This is a genomic window from Streptomyces sp. NPDC045846 (assembly GCF_056431605.1).
Genome location: NZ_JBWKKJ010000010.1, coordinates 392051 through 409909 on the forward strand (window position 1 = coordinate 392051; position 17859 = coordinate 409909).

A 17859-nucleotide genomic window follows, 5' to 3' on the forward strand; every position below is an offset into this window, starting at 1 on the left:
TGACCGTACAACTCGGGCCATGGGGTGCGCTGAGGGGGGTGGGCCGGGGGAGGGGTCAGACCTTGTCGACGATGCCCGCCTTTCCCTCCGCGCGGGCGCAGTGCGCTCCGCAGTACCACGCGCCCTCGACCTCGACCCCCTGGCCGATGATCTGGACCCGGCAGTGTTCACAGATGGGCGCCATGCGGTGGATGGCGCACGAGAAGCAGTCGAAGACGTGCACCGCGCCCTGCGCGTGCACCTCGAAGGACATCCCGTAGTCGTTTCCGCAGACCTCGCAACGTGCCATGCGCCACAGGGTGAGGGGTGCGCGGCGCACGCGGTGGGCGCCGCGCCCGGCACTCACCCGTCTGCCGGTGCCACGTCCCGCAGCAGCTGGGTGAAGGCGGCCTCGTCGACGACCGGGGTGCCGAAGGACTTCGCCTTGACCGTCTTGGAGGTGGCCGAGTCCGGATCGTTGGTGACGAGCAGACTGGTGAGCCGCGACACACTGGTCGCCACGTGCAGACCCGCCTCGATCGCCCGGTCCTCCAGGAGCTCCCGGTCGACGGAGGTGTCCCCCGAGAAGGCCACCCGCATGCCCTGCTTCAGCGGCCGGTCCGGCTCGTAGCGCCCGGGGTTGGGGTGCGGGCAGGCGGGACGCTTGCGCGAGGCCCGCCAGGTGCCCGAGCCGCCGCGGTAGGAGGCCTGGTAGCCGATGCGGGGCCGCGCGGGTGAGTCCGTCCACTCGGTGAGCGGGCGGCATTCGAGCAGGGGGAGGCGCACCCCGCCGGCCGCGGCCGCGTGCAGGCTCGGGCGGAACGCCTCGGCGAGCACCCGCGCGTCGTCGAGCGCGTGGTGGGCGCGCTGCTGCACGACGCCGTAGTGCGCGGCGAGCGACTCCAGTTTGTGGTTGGGCAGCGGCAGCGCGAGTTCCTTGGACAGGGCGATGGTGCACAGCCGCTGCTTGACCGGCGCGGTGCGCTCGGCCCGCGCGTACTCGCGCGCGATCATCTGCCAGTCGAAGATCGCGTTGTGCGCGACCAGGACGCGGCCGTCGAGCCGGGCCGCGAACTCCTCGGCGATGTCGGGGAAGAGCGGGGCCCCTTCCAGGACGTCACTGGTCAGCCCGTGGATCCACACCGGGCCCGGGTCGCGCTCGGGGTTGACCAGCGTGTACCAGTGGTCCTCGACGTTGCCCTGCGCGTCGAGCCGGTAGACGGCAGCCGAGATTATCCGGTCGTCGCGGGCGAGGCCGGTGGTCTCCACGTCGACGACCGCGTACCCCGGTGGGTAGGCGGCCGGCCACGTCGCTGCTGTCGTCAGGTCGTCGAGCATGGTCACAGAGAATACGGGGCGACACTGACACTCCGGGCCGGGGCCGGGTGCGCGCTCGGGGCCCGGTGGCCGGTCGCCGCCGGGGCGAGGGTGTCAACTGGTCCTGGAATCAACCGGTTCGGGGCCCCCGTGGGGCCCCGGGCGAAGCCACCCCTCCGTGTACCCGGGGCGGCTCCTGTGTTGTCGACCCGGCCAGCAGTCCCGTCACGAGCGCCCGTACCGAGTCCGTGAACAGCCGCTCCTGGTCCACCGGGGCGGCCAGCGCGCGGGCGAGCGCCGGGTCGGGCCCGGCCGCGGCGGGGTCCCACAGCTCGTCCTCGGCCGGGCGCTGGACCGGGGCGCGCTCCCGGTTGCGCTCGACCAGGACGTACCCCACCACCTGGAACTGGACGGCCCGCACCGCCTGGGCGGCCCGGGCGCCGCGCAGGCCCGCCGCGTGCACCTCGTGGACCAGGGCCTGCTGGGCGGGCAGGAACATCCGCTCGGTCAGGCCGCGTTCGTGGACCATCGCGATCAGGTGGGGGCGCGCGCGCAGCTCGCGGCGCAGGGTGCGGGCCACCGACACCACGCGCGCGGCCGGGGTGCGCCCGCGCGGTCTGATCTCGCCGAGCTCCTCGACGGTCCGCTCGACCAGCGCGTCCAGGAGCGACTCGCGGTTGCCGACGTGCCAGTAGATCGAGGTGACCGCGGTGCCGAGTTCGGCGGCGAGTTTGCGCATGGTGAGGGCGCCCGGGCCGTGCTGCCTGACCAGGCCGCCGGCCGCGGCCAGGATCTCCTCGCGGGTGAGCGGTGCACGCGTCGTCATATCTGATGCCCCATCAACTTCGGTGCCTGCAAGCCTCTTTACCCTTCATCGAGTGCGGTGTAACTGTGTTACAGACCCCCGGAAGAGAACAGTCTGCGAAGGGCGGTACGACATGGCACGCGTACGGTACGGAGCGCGCACCGAGGCCGAGATCCAGGCCGCGCGCTCCGCGAGCTCCAAGCTCCCCGACATCTGGTCGACCGGGGTGGTGGCGGTCTGGGAGAGCGACCCCGACGCGGTCGCGGCCGTGCTGCCGCCGCCGCTCAAGCCCGCCGAACGCCCGCTGGTGCGGGCCAACATCAGCAAGGTCGACCTGCCCGGCTATCCGCTCGGGGCGGGCTCGGTGGCGGTCGCCGCGGTGCACGACGGGCAGGAGGGCTGGTATCCGCTCGTCATGCCGATGACGCACGAGCGGGCCCTGATCGGCGGCCGCGAGGTGTTCGGCGAGCCGAAGAAGCTCGGCGAGGTGGTCGTCGAGCGCGACGGCCTGGTCGTACGGGCCTCGCTGGCCCGGCACCAGATCGCGTTCGTGGAGGTGCGGGGCGCCGTCGACGGCCCGCTGCCCCTGCCCGAGCCCACCCGGAAGACCGACTTCTACTTCAAGTTCCTCCCGGCCGTCGACGGCGAGGGCTTCGACGCCGACCCCGTCCTCGTCCACTGCGTACGCAACGAGAAGGTGCGCAAACTGGAGCGGATCACCGGCGACGTGGTGCTGCGCGAGTCGATGTACGACCCCGTCGCCGACCTTCCGGTGCGCCGCGTCGTGGAGATCACCATCGGCGAGAAGACCACCGACCAGAAGGGCACGGTGGTCGAACGGGTCAGCGCGCAGGCTCTGTTGCCGTACATCCACCAGCGCTACGACGACCCCCAGCAGATTCTCGACGGGCCGCCCGAGGGGAGCGTCTGACCATGGAGCTGAGGCAGGGGCAGGTCGCCGTCGTCACCGGGGCGGCGAGCGGGATCGGGCTCGCGATGGCCCGGCGGTTCGCCGCCGAGGGGCTGAAGGTCGTCCTCGCCGACGTCGAGGAGGGCGCCCTGGAGAAGGCCGCGGGGCAGCTGCGCGAGGACGGGGCCGAGGTGCTGGCCAAGACCGTCGACGTCAGCGAGCGGGACTCGGTGCTCGCCCTCGCCGACGCCGCGTACCAGACCTTCGGTGCCGTGCACGTGCTGTGCAACAACGCCGGGGTCGGCTCCGGCGCCGAGGGCCGCATGTGGGAGCACGAGGTCAACGACTGGAAGTGGGCCTTCGCGGTCAACGTGTGGGGCGTCTTCCACGGCATCCAGGCCTTCGTGCCCCGCATGATCGCGGGCGGCGAGCCGGGCCGGATCGTCAACACCTCCTCGTCCGACGGCGGGATCGCCCCGCTGCCGACCGCGTCCGTCTACGCCGTCACCAAGTCGGCGGTCGTCACGATGACCGAGTCCCTGTACGCGCACCTGGTGGCCGAGGGCGTCCCGATCGGCGCCTCGGTGCTCTTCCCGGGACCGCACATGCTGCGCACCGGACTGTGGGAGTCGCACCGCAACCGGCCCGAGCGGTACGCCAAGGAGCGGCCGCGCAGGACCCCGTACCGCAGCCTCGACCAGTGGGAGGCGGCCATGAGGGAGGCCGGTCACGAGATCGAGTTCACCCCGGTCGAGGCCGTCGCCGAGGAGGTCGTCGACGGGATCCGGGCCGACCGGTTCTGGATGCTGCCCGCGAGCGAGCACAGCGACCGGCAGATCAGGGCGCGCTCGCGGTCGATGCTCGACCGGGCGAACCCGGCGTACCTGGAAAGCTTCATTCTGGACTGACGAGGGACCCGCGATGACAGCACCGAACGACCCGTACCTGATCATCTCCTCCGACTGCCACGCCGGGCTGCCCACCGAGGAGTACCGGCCCTATCTGGACGCCCGGTTCCACCGGGACTTCGACGAGTTCCTCGCGGGGCGCGACCGCCGCCGCGAGGAGATGACCCGGCTCGGCGTACGCAACGAGGCCTTCGCCGACCGGTGGTTCAGCGACAACGAGGAAGGCCTGCGCGGCGGTTGGGACGCCGGGCAGCGCCTCAAGGAGCTCGACGGGGACGGCGTGGCCGCCGAGGTCGTCTTCCCCGACGCGGACGCCGTCGACAGCCGCACCGCGGCCCCCTTCGGCGTGGGCCTCGGCCTGTCCGGGGACCAGGACCCCGAGCTCGGCATGGCGGGCGCCCAGGCGCACAACCGCTGGCTGGCCGAGTTCGTCGGCCGGGACGCGCAGAGCGCGGCACGGCACTGCGGGGTCGCCCTGCTGCCCGTCACCGGCGAGGTCGACCGGGTCGTCGCCGAGATCCACCGCGCCAAGGAGTCCGGGCTCGGCGCGCTGATGATCCCTTCGATGTGGGTGGACCGCGCCCCGTACCACGACCGCCGCTACGACCCGGTCTGGGCGGCGGCCGCCGAGACGCAGATGCCGCTGGTGACCCACTCGGGCGCGGCCCCGCGCCACGAGTACGGCGACCACCTCGGGATCTACGTGTCCGAGGTGACGTGGTGGCCCGCCCGCCCCCTCTGGTTCCTGCTGTGGTCCGGCGTCTTCGAGCGGCACCCGGGGCTGCGGTTCGGGGTGGCGGAGTCGGGCTGCTGGTGGCTGCCGAACCTGCTGTGGTTCATGGACCGGCTCTACCTCGGCGCGCACGGCGGCAAGAAGCTGTCGCCGTTCGCCGAGCTGAAGCGGCCGCCGAGCGAGTACCTCGACCGGCAGATGTTCGTCTGCGCCACCAACACCAAGCGCCGCGAACTCGCCCAGCGCTACGAGATCGGCGTCGACAACATCCTGTGGGGCTCCGACTTCCCGCACCCGGAGGGGACCTGGCCGAACACCCGCGAGTGGCTGCGCAACACCTTCCACGACATCCCGGTGGCCGAGACCCGCCGGATGCTGGGCCTGGCCGCGGCCGAGGTCTTCGGCTTCGACACGGAGAAGCTCGCGCCGATCGCCCGGCGGATCGGCCCGACGCCCGCCGAACTCGGCCAGCCCGAGGACCAGTCGGCCGTCGAGGCGTCCTGGGCGCGCTCGCGCGAGGTGGGGCGCCACTGGCTCACGGAACACGACTTCCCGGTCCTGGGGGTGACGAAATGAGCGAGCGCTACACCGTCGTCTCGGCGGACTGCCACGCCGGGGCCGACCTCCTGGACTACCGGCCGTACCTCGAATCCCGGTACCACGACGCCTTCGACGGGTGGGCGGCCACCTACGTCAACCCGTACGAGGACCTGGTCGCCGAGACCGCCGACCGCAACTGGAACTCGGCCCGGCGGATGGCCGAGCTTGAGGCGGACGGGATCGTCGCGGAGGTCATGTTCCCCAACACCATCCCGCCGTTCTTCCCCTCCGCCTCCCTCATGGCGCCCGCGCCCACCCGCGAGGAGTTCGAGCAGCGCTGGGCGGGGCTGCGCGCCCACAACCGCTGGCTGGCCGACTTCTGCTCCGAGGCGCCGGGCCGCCGGGCGGGCGTGGCCCAGATCCTCCTGAACGACGTCGACGCGGCGGTGCGCGAGATCCGCCGGACCAAGGAGGCGGGCCTGACCGGCGGCATCCTGCTGCCCGGCACCCCGCCCGGCTCGGGCGTCCCCGAGCTCCACTCCGCCGTGTACGACCCGATCTGGGCGGTCTGCGCGGAACTGGACGTACCGGTCAACCACCACGGCGGGTCCGCGTCCCCGCCGCTGGGCGAGGAACCGGCGGCGCGGGCCGTGTTCATGGTGGAGACCACCTGGTTCTCGCACCGCGCGCTGTGGCACCTGATCTTCGGCGGCGCCTTCCACCGCCACCCGTCCCTCAGGCTCGTCCTCACCGAACAGGGCTCGGGCTGGATCCCCGGCGTGCTGGACATGCTGGACTACTACCACGACCGCCTCGTGGCGGCCGCGACGAAGGCGTCCACGGCGGAGTCCAAGTTCGGCGCCGGGCTCGCCGGGTCCATGGGCAAGGGGCCCTCGGGGGTCTGGCGGGACAACTGCTTCGTGGGCGCGAGCTTCATGCGGCCGCACGAGGTGCCGCTGCGCGACCGGATAGGCCTCGACAAGATCATGTGGGGCAGCGACTACCCGCACGACGAGGGCACCACCCCCTACTCGCGCGAGGGCCTGCGGATCGCTTACGCGGGTTTGCCGCGCGACGAGGTCGCGGCGATGGTCGGCGGCAACGCGGCCCGCGTCTACGGCTTCGACCTGGCCCTCCTGGACGAGGTCGCGGCCCGGGTCGGCCCGACGGTCGCGGAGATCGCCGAGCCGCTGAAGGAGATACCGGCCGAGGCGTCGAGCCCGGCGTTCGCGCCGGGTGGGTCGCTGCGCGTGTGGTGACGGGCGGGGTGAGACCCTCCCCGCATGAGCAGAACCGACCAGCACGACGAGGCGCACAACGGGGCGCTCGGCTCGCGGCTCAACTGGCTGCGGGCCGCGGTCCTGGGCGCCAACGACGGCATCGTGTCCACCGCCGGTCTCGTCGTGGGCGTGGCCGGCGCGACGGACGACCGCTCGGCCCTCCTGACGGCGGGCCTGGCCGGACTGCTCGCCGGTTCCATGTCCATGGCGGCCGGCGAGTACGTCTCCGTCTCCACCCAGCGGGACTCGGAGAAGGCCGCGCTCGCCATGGAGCGCCGCGAGCTGAAGGAGTCGCCCGAGGCCGAACTGGCCGAACTCACCGGGCTGTTGGCCGCGCGCGGGCTGAGCGAGGAGGTGGCCCGCGAGGCGGCGGTCCAGCTCACCGAACGCGACGCGCTGCGCGCCCACGCCCGTGTCGAGCTGGGGATCGACCCCGACGAACTCACCAACCCCTGGCACGCGGCCTGGGCGAGCTTCTTCGCCTTCACGGCGGGCGCGCTGCTGCCGCTCCTGGCGATCGTGCTGCCCCCGGCCTCCGTCCGCCTCTACGTGACGGTCGGCTCGGTCCTCGCGGCCCTGGCCCTGACCGGCTGGTGGAGCGCCCGCCTGGGCTCGGCCCCGGCGAACCGCGCGGTCCTGCGGAACGTGGGCGGGGGCGCGGTGGCCATGGGGGTCACCTATGCGGCGGGGGCGTTGCTGGGGGCGGTGGGGGCCTGAACCGCCCGCCCTGGTCCAGGCGTGCGCGGGTCGCATGCAAGTGAGTCGGCCCCCTTCGGGGCCAGGGCGGATTTCGCGAGCGTCGAGACTGCCGTACTCGCGAGGCGTAGGTCCCTAACTTCCGTTCCTGGACCGGCAGTTGCCTCCCCCGGAGCGCCATTCGGCGGCAGCGGCGGCCGCCGACCGCCCGTGCCCCATTGGCGGAACTCACCAAAGCCTGCTGACAACCCGTCTCGCATACTTGTCGGTAACAACATCTAGCCGGACCCGCCGCCGCGCCCCTACGGTGCAGGCATGTCGCCGAACCTGCCCGATGTCGTGCTGTGGTCGATACCCGCCTTCGTGCTGCTCACCGTCGTCGAGATGGTGAGCTACCGGCTCCATCCGGACGAGGAGGCCGCCGGGTACGAGACGAAGGACGCCACCACGAGCGTCGGCATGGGGCTCGGCAGTCTGGTCTTCGACGCCCTGTGGAAGATCCCGATCGTCGCCATCTACACCGCGGTGTACGCCCTGACGCCGCTCGCGATCCCGGTGCTGTGGTGGACGGTGCCGCTGATGCTGCTGGGGCAGGACTTCTTCTACTACTGGTCCCACCGGGGCCACCACGTCATCCGGATCCTGTGGGCCTGCCACGTGGTGCACCACTCCAGCCGCAAGTTCAACCTCACCACCGCGCTGCGCCAGCCCTGGACGACCTGGACCGTGTGGCCCTTCTACGTGCCGCTCATCGCCCTCGGCGTGCACCCGGCGGTGCTGGCCTTCTGCTCGTCGGCGAACCTCGTCTACCAGTTCTGGGTGCACACCGAGCGGGTCGGCAAACTGCCCCGGCCGTTCGAGTTCGTGCTCAACACGCCCTCCCACCACCGGGTGCACCACGCCTCCCAGGGCGGCTACCTGGACCGGAACTTCGGCGGGATCCTGATCATCTGGGACCGCGTGTTCGGCTCGTTCACGGCCGAGACCGAGCGGCCCGTCTACGGGCTCACCAAGAACATCTCCACCTTCAACCCGCTGCGCGTCGCCACGCACGAGTACGCCGCCATCGCCCGCGACGTGCGCGCCGCCCGCACCTGGCGCGAACGGGCAGGCCGGATCTTCCGCGGACCCGGCTGGCAGCCGCGCCCCCGGACGGCGCTGCTCGCGGAGCCCGCCGCCGTCGCGGAGCGCGCGGCATGACCCGACCCGGCGCGGACGCCGTACCGCGTGGCCCGGAGGCGGGCCCGCGGGCCCGCCGTGCCGACGCGGCCACCCCGCTCCTCATCGCCTTCGGCCTCGCCTCGGCCCTCGACCTGGTCGCCCTGCTCGCGGGCTGGCACCCCGGGCACCTGGTGGCCAAGCCGCTCCTCATGCCGCTGCTCGCCGGGCACGTGTACGCGCGCGGCGGGCCCCGGCCGCTCGTCGCCGCGCTCCTGTGCGGCTGGGGCGGGGACGTGTTCCTGCTGTCCGGCGCGGACGCCGCCTTCCTGCTCGGCATGGGCTGCTTCGCCGCCGGGCACGTCTGCTACCTCGTGCTGTTCGGGCGCGGCCGCACCCATGCCGGGCTCGGCGCCGCGTACGGGATCGCGCTGGCGGGCACGGTCGCGGCGCTCTGGCCGGACCTGCCGGGCGGGCTGCGCGTCCCGGTCGCGATCTACAGCCTGCTGCTCACCGCCATGGCCTACCGCTCCTCCCGCCTCGGGCCGCTGGTCGGCCTCGGCGGGGCGCTGTTCCTGCTCTCCGACACCCTGATCGCGACCGGCGTCGCCCACTGGCCGCAGCCGCCGCGCCCCGACTTCTGGATCATGCTGACGTATCTCGGCGCGCAGGCCCTTCTCGCACAGGCGTACCGTGAGAGGCCTCGTACCACCCCCTGACCGGCAAGGACCTGCAGCATGCGCGCCACCGTCATCCACGCTCCCCACGACATCCGGGTCGAGGAGGTGCCGGACCCGAAGGTCCAGGTGTCCACCGACGCGGTCGTCCGTGTCCTGCGGGCCTGCATCTGCGGCAGCGACCTGTGGGCCTACCGCGGTGAGTCCGCCCGGCAGCCCGGCCAGCGCATCGGCCACGAGTTCCTCGGCATCGTCGAGGAGGCCGGGCCCGAGGTGCGCGGCTTCGCCAAGGGCGACCTCGTCGTCGCGCCCTTCGTCTGGTCCGACGGCACCTGCGACTTCTGCGCCGAGGGCCTCACCACGTCCTGCCCGCGGGGCGGGTTCTGGGGCTCGGTCGGGTCCGACGGCGGCCAGGGCGAGGCCGTCCGCGTGCCGTTCGCCGACGGCACCCTCGTCAAGCTGCCCGCCGACGCCGTCGGCGACGACCACCTGCTGACCGGTCTGCTCGCGCTGTCCGACGTCATGGGCACCGGCCACCACGCGGCGATCGGGGCCGGCGTGCGGCGCGGCTCTACCGTGGCCGTCGTCGGGGACGGCGCGGTCGGCCTGTGCGGTGTGCTCGCCGCCAAGCGGCTCGGCGCGGAGCGCATCATCGCGCTCGGCCGCCACCAGGCGCGGACCGACATCGCGAAGCTCTTCGGCGCCACCGACGTCGTGGCCGAGCGCGGCGAGGCCGCCGTGGCCGCGGTGCGCGAACTGACCGGCGGCCAGGGCGCGCACGGCGTCATCGAGGCCGTCGGCACCGAGCAGTCCATGCGCACCGCCGTAGAGATCACCCGCGACGGCGGCGCCATCGGCTACGTCGGCGTCCCGCACGGCTCCGGCACCGGCCTCGACCTCGGCGTCATGTTCGACCGCAACATCGCGCTGCGCGGCGGCGTCGCCCCCGTGCGCAGCTACATCCCCGAGCTGCTCGCCGACGTGCTCGACGGCACCATCGACCCGGCCCCGGTCTTCGACCTCACGGTCGGCATCGAGGGCGTGCCCGACGGCTACCGGGCGATGGACGACCGCACCGCCCTGAAGGTCCTCGTCAAGCCGTAGCGCACCCGCCGAAGGGGCCGCCCGGCACGCGGACGGCCCCTCGACTCCCTTGCTACTTCACGGCGTTGAGGGCGTTGGTGATGCCCGCCCCGTAGAAGCCGTTGTAGAACCTCCCGCCCTGGCAGACCGCGTCCACCTTGCCGTCACCGTTGATGTCGTACGGCGTGGTGCACGGCGTCTTGTCCGCCTGGAGCGCGAGCAGCGCCTTGATCTCGAACGCCGAGGCGTGCGGGTGCCGCGACTTCAACAGCGCGGCCACGCCCACCACATGGGGCGTCGCCATGGAGGTGCCGGCCATGTAGGCCCAGGTGCCGCCGGGGACCGGGCCGAGGATCAGCCCGCTGGTGGCCGGGGCCTGCGGCGGCTGGTACGCGGTCGAGTCACCGCCCGGCGCCGCGATGTCGATCACGCCGAGGCCGTAGTTGGAGAACGACGACTTGATGCCCTTGGCGCCGGTCGCGGCGACCGTCACCACACCGGGCAGCTGGGTCGGGATGTCCAGGCACTCGCGCGGGTCGACCACCCGGCTGCCCGGCGTGGAGTCGTTCGGGCTCGCCGGGTCGGTGATCGTGTCGGCCGCGAAGTCGTAGTTCTCGTTGCCTGCCGCGGCCACGTTCACCGTGCCTTTGGACTCGGCGTACTTCGACGCCCGGGTGATCGCCTCGACCAGTGCCTTCTGGTCGGGGTCGTTCTTGCAGTTGAAGTACCAGGGGTCGGTGTAATAGCTGTTGTTCGTCACGTCGATGTGGTGCTCGGCCGCCCAGACGAAGCCGCAGACCACGGCCTCGGTGTAGAAGAAGCTGCCGCCCTGCGTCGACACCTTGATGCCCGCGACCTTCACGCCGGGCGCGACCCCGGTGATGCCCACGCCGTTCTTGGCGCCCGCGATCTCGCCCGCGACATGGGTGCCGTGCGGGGATCCGCCGGTGGTGAAGGGGCGCCAGGCGCCGTCCGTGGTGTCCGGCTTGCCGGTGATGCAGCTGACCGACTTGGCCCGGTCGAAGTTGGGCGCGATGTCCGGATGCGTGTCGTCGACGCCCGTGTCGATCACGCCGACGGTGACCTTGGGGCTGCCCAGCGTCTTCTGGTGCGCCTGGTCCGCCTTGATCGCCTTCAGGTCCCACTGCAGGGGCTCCAGGGGGTCCTCGCCGGGCGCGGCCTCGGCGGCCGTCGCCTCCAGGTCCTCGGCGGTGAGGTGCTTGGGCGTGCCCACATCGGTGGTGGACTGCGCGGGCAGCGGCGCGGTCCTGGTCGCACCCGCCGAATCGACGCCCCTGACCTTGCGGATCGTCTTCGCGAAGTCCGCGTTGGCGGAGTGCACGACGAGCACGCCTATCTGGTCGTACGCCTGGAGCACCGAGCCGCCCGCCTGGGCGACGGCTCTCTGGACGCGGGCCGAATTCCCGTGCCCGGGACGGATGTTGACGATGTAACTGAGCTCGGGCCCGGTCGGCTGCGCCGCCTTCGCGCTCACCGGGCCGCTGTCGGCGGCGGCCGTCGAGGCGGTGCCGGGAAGGAACGCGAGGGCGGCGGCGGTGGCCAGGCCCGCCGAGGCGGCGACGGCTCGGCGCGTACGGGAGATGTGCAACGGCATGGGGTCTCCATGGGGTTGGCGGAACTCTCGATGCGTACGTGGGTGAAGCAACGGGCGACGGGCTGAACAGGTGGGACAGCGGCTCCGGCGGCACCGGCACCGCCCGGCGGGCGCCGCGGCCGGACGGGCGCGTGAGCAGTGAAGCTATCGCCGATCATCTCGGCGGATCAACGGCTTGTGCCGAGTTCGCGAAGAAAGTCGTGTAGTCGGCGCGGGGGCGTGCGAAACCCGCCACATGCCGCGGCAGGACGCGCCACGGAGAAAAATCGGCCGGACTGAACCGAGACGCCCCGCGCTCCGTGCCGTTGTCAGGGGGACCGCATCAGAACCCACCCCAAGGGCTCCCATGTCCGAATGTTCCGTACCCGCCGCATCCGCATCGCGAGGAGATTCCGTGGCCACCGACGCGTCGCCGCCCGAAGCAGGGACGGACCTCCGTCCCGTCCAGCCCAGCACCGAGGCATTCGTCGTCGAGCAGGAGAGCGCGGAATTCGGCGAACTCCGGCGCACCTACCGCTCGTTCGCCTTTCCGCTGACCATCGCCTTCATCGCCTGGTACCTGCTGTACGTGCTGCTGTCCAACTACGCGGGCGGCTTCATGGGCACCAAGGTCATCGGCAACATCAACGTGGCCTTCGTCTTCGGCCTCGCCCAGTTCCTGACCACCTTCCTCATCGCCTGGTTCTACTCGCGGCACGCCGCGGCGAAGCTCGACCCCAAGGCCGAGGCCATCAAGTCCCGTATGGAGGCCGACGCATGAGCCCCGCCCTCGTCACCCTCGCCGCCGCCTCGTCGACCACCGAGCACCGGCCGCTGATCATCACCCTGTTCGCCGTGTTCGTCGCCGCGACCCTCGCCATCACCGTCTGGGCGGGCCGGCAGACCAAGAACGCCTCCGACTTCTACGCGGGCGGCCGCCAGTTCACCGCCTTCCAGAACGGCCTCGCGGTCTCCGGCGACTACATGTCCGCCGCGTCCTTCCTCGGCATCGCCGGAGCCATCGCCCTGTTCGGCTACGACGGCTTCCTGTACTCCATCGGCTTCCTGGTCGCCTGGCTGGTGGCGCTCCTCCTGGTCGCCGAGCCGCTGCGCAACTCCGGCCGCTACACGATGGGCGACGTGCTGGCCTACCGGATGCGCCAGCGCCCGGTGCGCACCGCGGCCGGGGCCTCCACGATCGTCGTCTCGATCTTCTACCTGCTCGCGCAGATGGCCGGCGCGGGCGTGCTGGTCTCGCTCCTGCTCGGCATCACCACCGACGCCGGCAAGATCCTCATCGTGGCCCTGGTCGGCGTCCTGATGATCGTGTACGTCACCATCGGCGGCATGAAGGGCACCACCTGGGTGCAGATGGTCAAGGCGGTCCTGCTCATCGCGGGCGCGATCCTGATGACCTTCCTGGTGCTGCTCAAGTTCCACTTCAACGTCTCCGACCTGCTCGGCAGCGCCGCCGAGAAGAGCGGCAAGGGCGCGGCGTTCCTGGAGCCCGGCCTCAAGTACGGCGCCAACGGGACCTCCAAGCTCGACTTCATCTCGCTCGGCATCGCGCTGGTGCTCGGCACCGCGGGCCTTCCGCACATCCTGATCCGCTTCTACACGGTGCCCACGGCGAAGGCCGCCCGGAAGTCCGTGAACTGGGCGATCGGCATCATCGGCGCCTTCTACCTGATGACGATCGCGCTCGGCTTCGGCGCGGCCGCGCTGGTGGGGCCCGCCGCCATCAAGGCGCAGAACCCGGCGGGCAACACCGCGGCCCCGCAGCTCGCGGAGTACCTGGGCGGCGGTGTCGGCACCACGGGCGGGGCGACCCTGCTCGCGGTGATCTCGGCGGTCGCCTTCGCGACCATCCTCGCCGTCGTCGCCGGTCTCACCCTCGCCTCGTCCTCGTCCTTCGCGCACGACATCTACGCCAACGTCATCCGCAAGGGGAAGGCGACCGAGAAGGAGGAGATGGGCGCCGCACGCTGGGCCACCGTCTTCATCGGCGCGGTCGCGATCGTGCTCGGCGCCTTCGCCCGCGACATGAACGTCGCCGGTCTGGTCGCCCTCGCCTTCGCGGTCGCGGCCTCCGCGAACCTGCCGACGATCCTCTACAGCCTGTTCTGGAAACGCTTCACCACCCAGGGCGCGCTGTGGTCGATCTACGGCGGCCTGTTCAGCTCGGTGTTCCTGGTGCTGTTCTCGCCCGTCGTCTCCGGCAACCCGAAGACCTCGATGTTCAAGGGCGTCGACTTCCACTGGTTCCCGCTGGAGAACCCGGGCCTGATCTCGATCCCGCTCGGCTTCCTGCTCGGCTGGATCGGATCGCTCCTGTCGAAGGAGGAGTCGGACCGGGGCAAGTACGCCGAGCTGGAGGTGAAGTCCCTCACCGGCGTCGGCGCCCACTGACGTACGTCCGCACGGTGCATGGCCGAGACCGTGTCGTAGAGTCCTACGACACGGTCTCGCCACACCTCGTGACAATCGGCCCCTCCGGTTGCCGGAGCTCTCGCGTAGGCTCGGGTGTATACACGCTCGACAGATGTGCGACTGACTTCGACGGACAGGGGAGGGGGCCCACAGTGCTCATCGACACCTACGGCCGGGTGGCCACCGACCTGCGCGTCTCACTCACCGACCGGTGCAATCTGCGGTGCACGTACTGCATGCCGGAAGAGGGTCTGCAGTGGCTGGCCAAGCCCGATCTGCTGACCGACGACGAGATCGTCCGCCTCATCCGCATCGCCGTCACCGACCTCGGCGTCACCGAGGTCCGCTTCACCGGCGGCGAGCCGCTGCTCCGCCCCGGCCTGGTCGGGATCGTCGAGCGCTGCGCCGCCCTGGAGCCGCGCCCCCGGATGTCGATCACCACCAACGGCATCGGCCTCAAGCGCACCGCCGCCGCCCTGAAGGCGGCCGGGCTCGACCGGGTCAACGTCTCCCTGGACACCCTGCGGCCCGACGTGTTCAAGACACTGACCCGCCGCGACCGGCACAAGGACGTCATCGAGGGCATGGAGGCCGCGCGCGAAGCCGGTCTCACCCCGGTCAAGGTCAACGCGGTCCTGATGCCCGGCCTCAACGACGACGAGGCCCCCGACCTGCTGGCCTGGGCGGTCGAGCACGACTACGAGCTCCGCTTCATCGAGCAGATGCCGCTCGACGCCCAGCACGGCTGGAAGCGGGACGGCATGATCACCGCGGGCGACATCCTGACATCGCTGCGTACGCGCTTCACGCTCACCCCCGAGGGAGACGAGGAGCGGGGATCGGCGCCCGCCGAGCGCTGGGTGGTCGACGGCGGCCCGCACACGGTGGGCGTCATCGCCTCGGTGACCCGCCCGTTCTGCCGCGCCTGCGACCGGACCCGGCTCACCGCCGACGGCCAGGTCCGCACCTGCCTGTTCGCCCGCGAGGAGTCCGACCTGCGCGCGGCCCTGCGCTCGGACGCGGGGGACGAGGAGATCGCCCGGCTGTGGAAGCTGGCGATGTGGGGGAAGAAGGCCGGTTCCGGCCTGGACGACCCCTCGTTCCTGCAGCCCGACCGCCCGATGTCAGCGATCGGCGGCTGACCCGGCCGCCTCCCACTCGGCGAGCGTCACGACGTCCTTCAAGAAGCCCCGTACGCCCAGGAATTGGGAGAGGTGCTCGCGGTGTTCCGCACACGCGAGCCACGTCTTGCGCCGCTCCGGCGTGTGGATCTTCGGGTTGTTCCAGGCCAGGACCCAGACGGCGGCCGCACGGCAGCCCTTGGCGGAACAGATGGGGGTCTCGTCAGTCGTCTCGTCACTCACAGAGACATTGTCCGTCATGCCACCCCGTCACAAAGGCGACGCCGAGCAGCCACGGGGGGAGCTGCCCGGCGTCGGTCCGTCGCTCCGACGGGGGATGCGGAGCGCCTACGAAGTATGTCATGGGGGACCCGGTGTGGTGCACCGGAACTTCATGATTGATCTGAGCTTTTCCTGAGCTTGCGGACGGTGACGGATCAGCCTTGATCGTGTGAGCGCCACTCGTGGTCACCGGCCGTCGGTTCCGTCGCGGATTCCGCCGCGCCGCCCACCGGGGCCGCGCCGAGCGCCGGCCGCGACGGGGCCGGAATGAAGGTGGAGGGGAGCGAAGTCACGTTCTCCCGGCCCGCGTTGGCGAACACGACCGCCACATAGGGCAGCAGCGCGCCGAGCACCAGCGTCACGATGGCGACAGGACGCTCCACGTTCCACAGCACCGCGGTCAGCACCACCGAAACGGTGCGGATCGACATCGAGATCACATAGCGGCGCTGCCGGCCGCGGACGTCCTCGGCGAGCCCCTGGCGGGCCCCGGTGATCCGGAAGACCTGGCCGCTGCTCTGCTTCCGCATCACGTTCCACCACCCGAGTTCCCTGGCGGGCTCTCCCCGGCCCGGACTGTTATCACCGTACGCCGGGGCTCCGCCGGGTTCGAGACCGGGGCGGCTCTTACCTGCGCGGATGCCCCGGTACCGGACACGTACGGAGGTGTCCGACATGCGCCGTACGGAGTACGGGCAGAGACTGGCGGGACCTGCTCACGTCGAGCCGTACTAGGGAGGCAGCCATGGGCTGGTTGTGGGCCATCATCGTGGGATTCGTGCTCGGTCTCATCGCCAAGGCGATCATTCCCGGCAAGCAGCACAGTCCGCTCTGGCTGACCACCATCTTCGGCATCATCGGCGGCGTGGTCGGCAACTCGATCGCCCGGGCGATCGGGATCGCCGAGACCAAGGGCATCGACTGGGGCCGGCACGGGCTCCAGATCGCGGCCGCCGTCGTGATCGTCTTCCTCGGCGACATGCTGTACATGGCGCTGCGGGGCAACAAGCAGAGAGCCTGACGGCGAGAGGGGCGGTCCCGCGACGGAACCGCCCCTTTCGCGCGCCTGTGCAGCTCAGGCGCCGGTGACCTCGATGGCCGCCAGGTTCTTCTTGCCGCGGCGCAGCACCAGCCAGCGTCCGTGCAGGAGTTCACCGGCCGTGACGACCGCGTCCTCGGCGGTCACCTTCACGTTGTTCACGTAGGCGCCGCCCTCCTTCACCGTGCGGCGGGCGGCCGACTTGCTGGCCACCAGGCCGACCTCGGCGAACAGGTCGGTGACCAGGCCGAGTTCGGCCACCTGGGCGTGCGGCAGCTCGGACAGCGCGGCGGCGAGCGTCGCCGCGTCCAGCTCGGTGAGCTCGCCCTGACCGAACAGCGCCTTGGACGCGGCGGTGACCGCGGCCGTCTGCTCGGCGCCGTGCACCAGCGTGGTCAGCTCCTCGGCGAGCGCCCGCTGCGCGGCCCGGGCCTGCGGCCGCTCCTCGGTGAGCTTCTCCAGCTCCTCGATCTCCTCGCGGGACTTGAAACTGAAGATCCGCAGGAACTTCGAGATGTCCCGGTCGTCCGCGTTCAGCCAGAACTGGTAGAAGGCGTACGGCGTGGTCTTCTCAGGGTCGAGCCAGACCGTGCCGGACTCCGTCTTGCCGAACTTGGTGCCGTCCGCCTTGGTGATCAGCGGCGTGGCCAGGGCGTGCACGTCGGCGTCGGGCTCGACCCGGTGGATCAGGTCGGTGCCCGCCGTGAGGTTGCCCCACTGGTCGCTGCCGCCGGTCTGCAGCGTGCAGCCGTACCTCCGGTTGAGCTCCAGGAAGTCCATGCCCTGCAGGATCTGGTAGCTGAACTCGGTGTAGCTGATGCCCGCGTCGGAGTTGAGCCGCCGCGAGACGGCCTCCTTCGCGATCATCTTGTTGACCCGGAAGTACTTGCCGACGTCCCGCAGGAAGTCGATCGCCGACAGGCCCGACGTCCAGTCCAGGTTGTTGACCATCGTCGCGGCGTTCGGGCCCTCGAAGTCGAGGAACCGCTCGATCTGGCCGCGCAGCCGCTCGACCCAGCCCGCCACGACCTCCGGCGCGTTCAGCGTGCGCTCCGAGTTGGGCTTCGGGTCGCCGATCAGGCCGGTGGCGCCGCCGACCAGGCCCAGCGGGCGGTTCCCCGCGAGCTGGATCCGGCGCATCGTGAGGATCTGCACCAGGTTGCCCAGGTGCAGGCTGGGCGCGGTCGGGTCGAAGCCGCAATAGAACGTGACGGGACCGTCCGTGAACGCCTTGCGCAATGCGTCCTCGTCAGTGGAGAGGGCGATCAGCCCGCGCCACTGCAGTTCGTCGACGATGTCCGTCACGG

At 71.4% G+C, this 17859-nt stretch carries 19 protein-coding genes; 12 read left to right on the forward strand and 7 right to left on the reverse strand.

Annotated elements, in window-relative coordinates:
* Positions 1-55 precede the first annotated feature (55 nt).
* From AC07F3_RS28830 to AC07F3_RS28840, 3 genes are all read right to left on the reverse strand, one after another.
* On the reverse strand, positions 56-289 hold the full coding sequence (locus AC07F3_RS28830) for a hypothetical protein (RefSeq protein ID WP_114036065.1): 234 nt from the start codon (positions 287-289) through the stop codon (positions 56-58).
* Positions 290-342: 53 nt separating this feature from the next.
* Positions 343-1323, reverse strand: coding sequence for a DEDDh family exonuclease (locus AC07F3_RS28835; RefSeq protein WP_114035950.1), 981 nt, complete (start codon positions 1321-1323; stop codon positions 343-345).
* 103 nt (positions 1324-1426) lie between these two features.
* Entirely contained in the window at positions 1427-2122 is a 696-nt protein-coding gene (locus AC07F3_RS28840; protein WP_479117332.1) for a TetR/AcrR family transcriptional regulator, read from the reverse strand.
* 112 nt (positions 2123-2234) lie between these two features.
* Between AC07F3_RS28840 and AC07F3_RS28845 the strand changes: the two genes are divergently transcribed.
* From AC07F3_RS28845 to AC07F3_RS28880, 8 genes are all read left to right on the forward strand, one after another.
* On the forward strand, positions 2235-3032 hold the full coding sequence (locus AC07F3_RS28845) for an acetoacetate decarboxylase family protein (RefSeq protein WP_479117333.1): 798 nt from the start codon (positions 2235-2237) through the stop codon (positions 3030-3032).
* A gap of 2 nt (positions 3033-3034) precedes the next feature.
* Positions 3035-3919, forward strand: coding sequence for an SDR family NAD(P)-dependent oxidoreductase (locus AC07F3_RS28850; RefSeq protein ID WP_479117334.1), 885 nt, complete (start codon positions 3035-3037; stop codon positions 3917-3919).
* 13 nt (positions 3920-3932) lie between these two features.
* Positions 3933-5228, forward strand: a complete 1296-nt coding sequence (locus AC07F3_RS28855; protein WP_479117335.1) for an amidohydrolase family protein — start codon at positions 3933-3935, stop codon at positions 5226-5228.
* Complete coding sequence (locus tag AC07F3_RS28860) at positions 5225-6451, forward strand: amidohydrolase family protein (protein ID WP_479117336.1); 1227 nt, start codon at positions 5225-5227, stop codon at positions 6449-6451. The genes AC07F3_RS28855 and AC07F3_RS28860 overlap by 4 nt, the downstream gene beginning before the upstream one ends.
* A gap of 24 nt (positions 6452-6475) precedes the next feature.
* Positions 6476-7189, forward strand: coding sequence for a VIT1/CCC1 transporter family protein (locus tag AC07F3_RS28865; RefSeq protein ID WP_479117337.1), 714 nt, complete (start codon positions 6476-6478; stop codon positions 7187-7189).
* A gap of 294 nt (positions 7190-7483) precedes the next feature.
* Positions 7484-8368 carry a sterol desaturase family protein gene (locus AC07F3_RS28870; RefSeq protein WP_479117338.1) on the forward strand — a complete coding sequence of 295 codons (885 nt, stop codon included), beginning with the start codon at positions 7484-7486 and terminating at the stop codon, positions 8366-8368.
* Positions 8365-9045, forward strand: a complete 681-nt coding sequence (locus AC07F3_RS28875) for a lysoplasmalogenase (RefSeq protein WP_479117339.1) — start codon at positions 8365-8367, stop codon at positions 9043-9045. Before AC07F3_RS28870 ends, AC07F3_RS28875 begins: the two co-directional genes overlap by 4 nt.
* A gap of 18 nt (positions 9046-9063) precedes the next feature.
* Positions 9064-10107, forward strand: coding sequence for a zinc-dependent alcohol dehydrogenase family protein (locus AC07F3_RS28880; RefSeq protein ID WP_479117340.1), 1044 nt, complete (start codon positions 9064-9066; stop codon positions 10105-10107).
* 52 nt (positions 10108-10159) lie between these two features.
* On the opposite strand, the gene AC07F3_RS28885 is transcribed toward AC07F3_RS28880, so the two are convergent.
* Positions 10160-11701: a S8 family peptidase gene (locus AC07F3_RS28885; RefSeq protein ID WP_479117341.1), complete on the reverse strand. Its 1542-nt coding sequence runs from the start codon at positions 11699-11701 to the stop codon at positions 10160-10162.
* 394 nt (positions 11702-12095) lie between these two features.
* Between AC07F3_RS28885 and AC07F3_RS28890 the strand changes: the two genes are divergently transcribed.
* The 3 genes from AC07F3_RS28890 to moaA all read left to right on the forward strand — a co-directional run bounded on the left by AC07F3_RS28890 (position 12096) and on the right by moaA (position 15252).
* Positions 12096-12461 (forward strand): DUF485 domain-containing protein, encoded by a 366-nt coding sequence (locus AC07F3_RS28890; protein WP_479117342.1) that lies wholly within the window; start codon positions 12096-12098, stop codon positions 12459-12461.
* Complete coding sequence (locus AC07F3_RS28895; protein ID WP_479117343.1) at positions 12458-14089, forward strand: solute symporter family protein; 1632 nt, start codon at positions 12458-12460, stop codon at positions 14087-14089. Before AC07F3_RS28890 ends, AC07F3_RS28895 begins: the two co-directional genes overlap by 4 nt.
* Positions 14090-14262: 173 nt before the next feature.
* Complete coding sequence (moaA, locus tag AC07F3_RS28900) at positions 14263-15252, forward strand: GTP 3',8-cyclase MoaA (protein ID WP_479117344.1); 990 nt, start codon at positions 14263-14265, stop codon at positions 15250-15252.
* Here moaA and AC07F3_RS28905 read toward each other — a convergent pair.
* Positions 15235-15474 (reverse strand): hypothetical protein, encoded by a 240-nt coding sequence (locus tag AC07F3_RS28905; RefSeq protein ID WP_479117345.1) that lies wholly within the window; start codon positions 15472-15474, stop codon positions 15235-15237. The two genes, moaA and AC07F3_RS28905, sit on opposite strands and share 18 nt — an antisense overlap.
* A gap of 194 nt (positions 15475-15668) precedes the next feature.
* Positions 15669-16043: a DUF3099 domain-containing protein gene (locus tag AC07F3_RS28910; protein ID WP_479117346.1), complete on the reverse strand. Its 375-nt coding sequence runs from the start codon at positions 16041-16043 to the stop codon at positions 15669-15671.
* Positions 16044-16258: 215 nt separating this feature from the next.
* On the opposite strand from AC07F3_RS28910, the gene AC07F3_RS28915 reads away from it, so the two are divergent.
* A complete protein-coding gene (locus AC07F3_RS28915; RefSeq protein ID WP_479117347.1) occupies positions 16259-16534 on the forward strand; it encodes a GlsB/YeaQ/YmgE family stress response membrane protein in 276 nt (91 codons plus the stop codon).
* 54 nt (positions 16535-16588) lie between these two features.
* Here AC07F3_RS28915 and tyrS read toward each other — a convergent pair whose 3' ends face one another.
* Positions 16589-17857 (reverse strand): tyrosine--tRNA ligase, encoded by a 1269-nt coding sequence (gene tyrS / locus AC07F3_RS28920; protein ID WP_479117348.1) that lies wholly within the window; start codon positions 17855-17857, stop codon positions 16589-16591.
* Between the last annotated feature and the right edge of the window lie 2 nt (positions 17858-17859).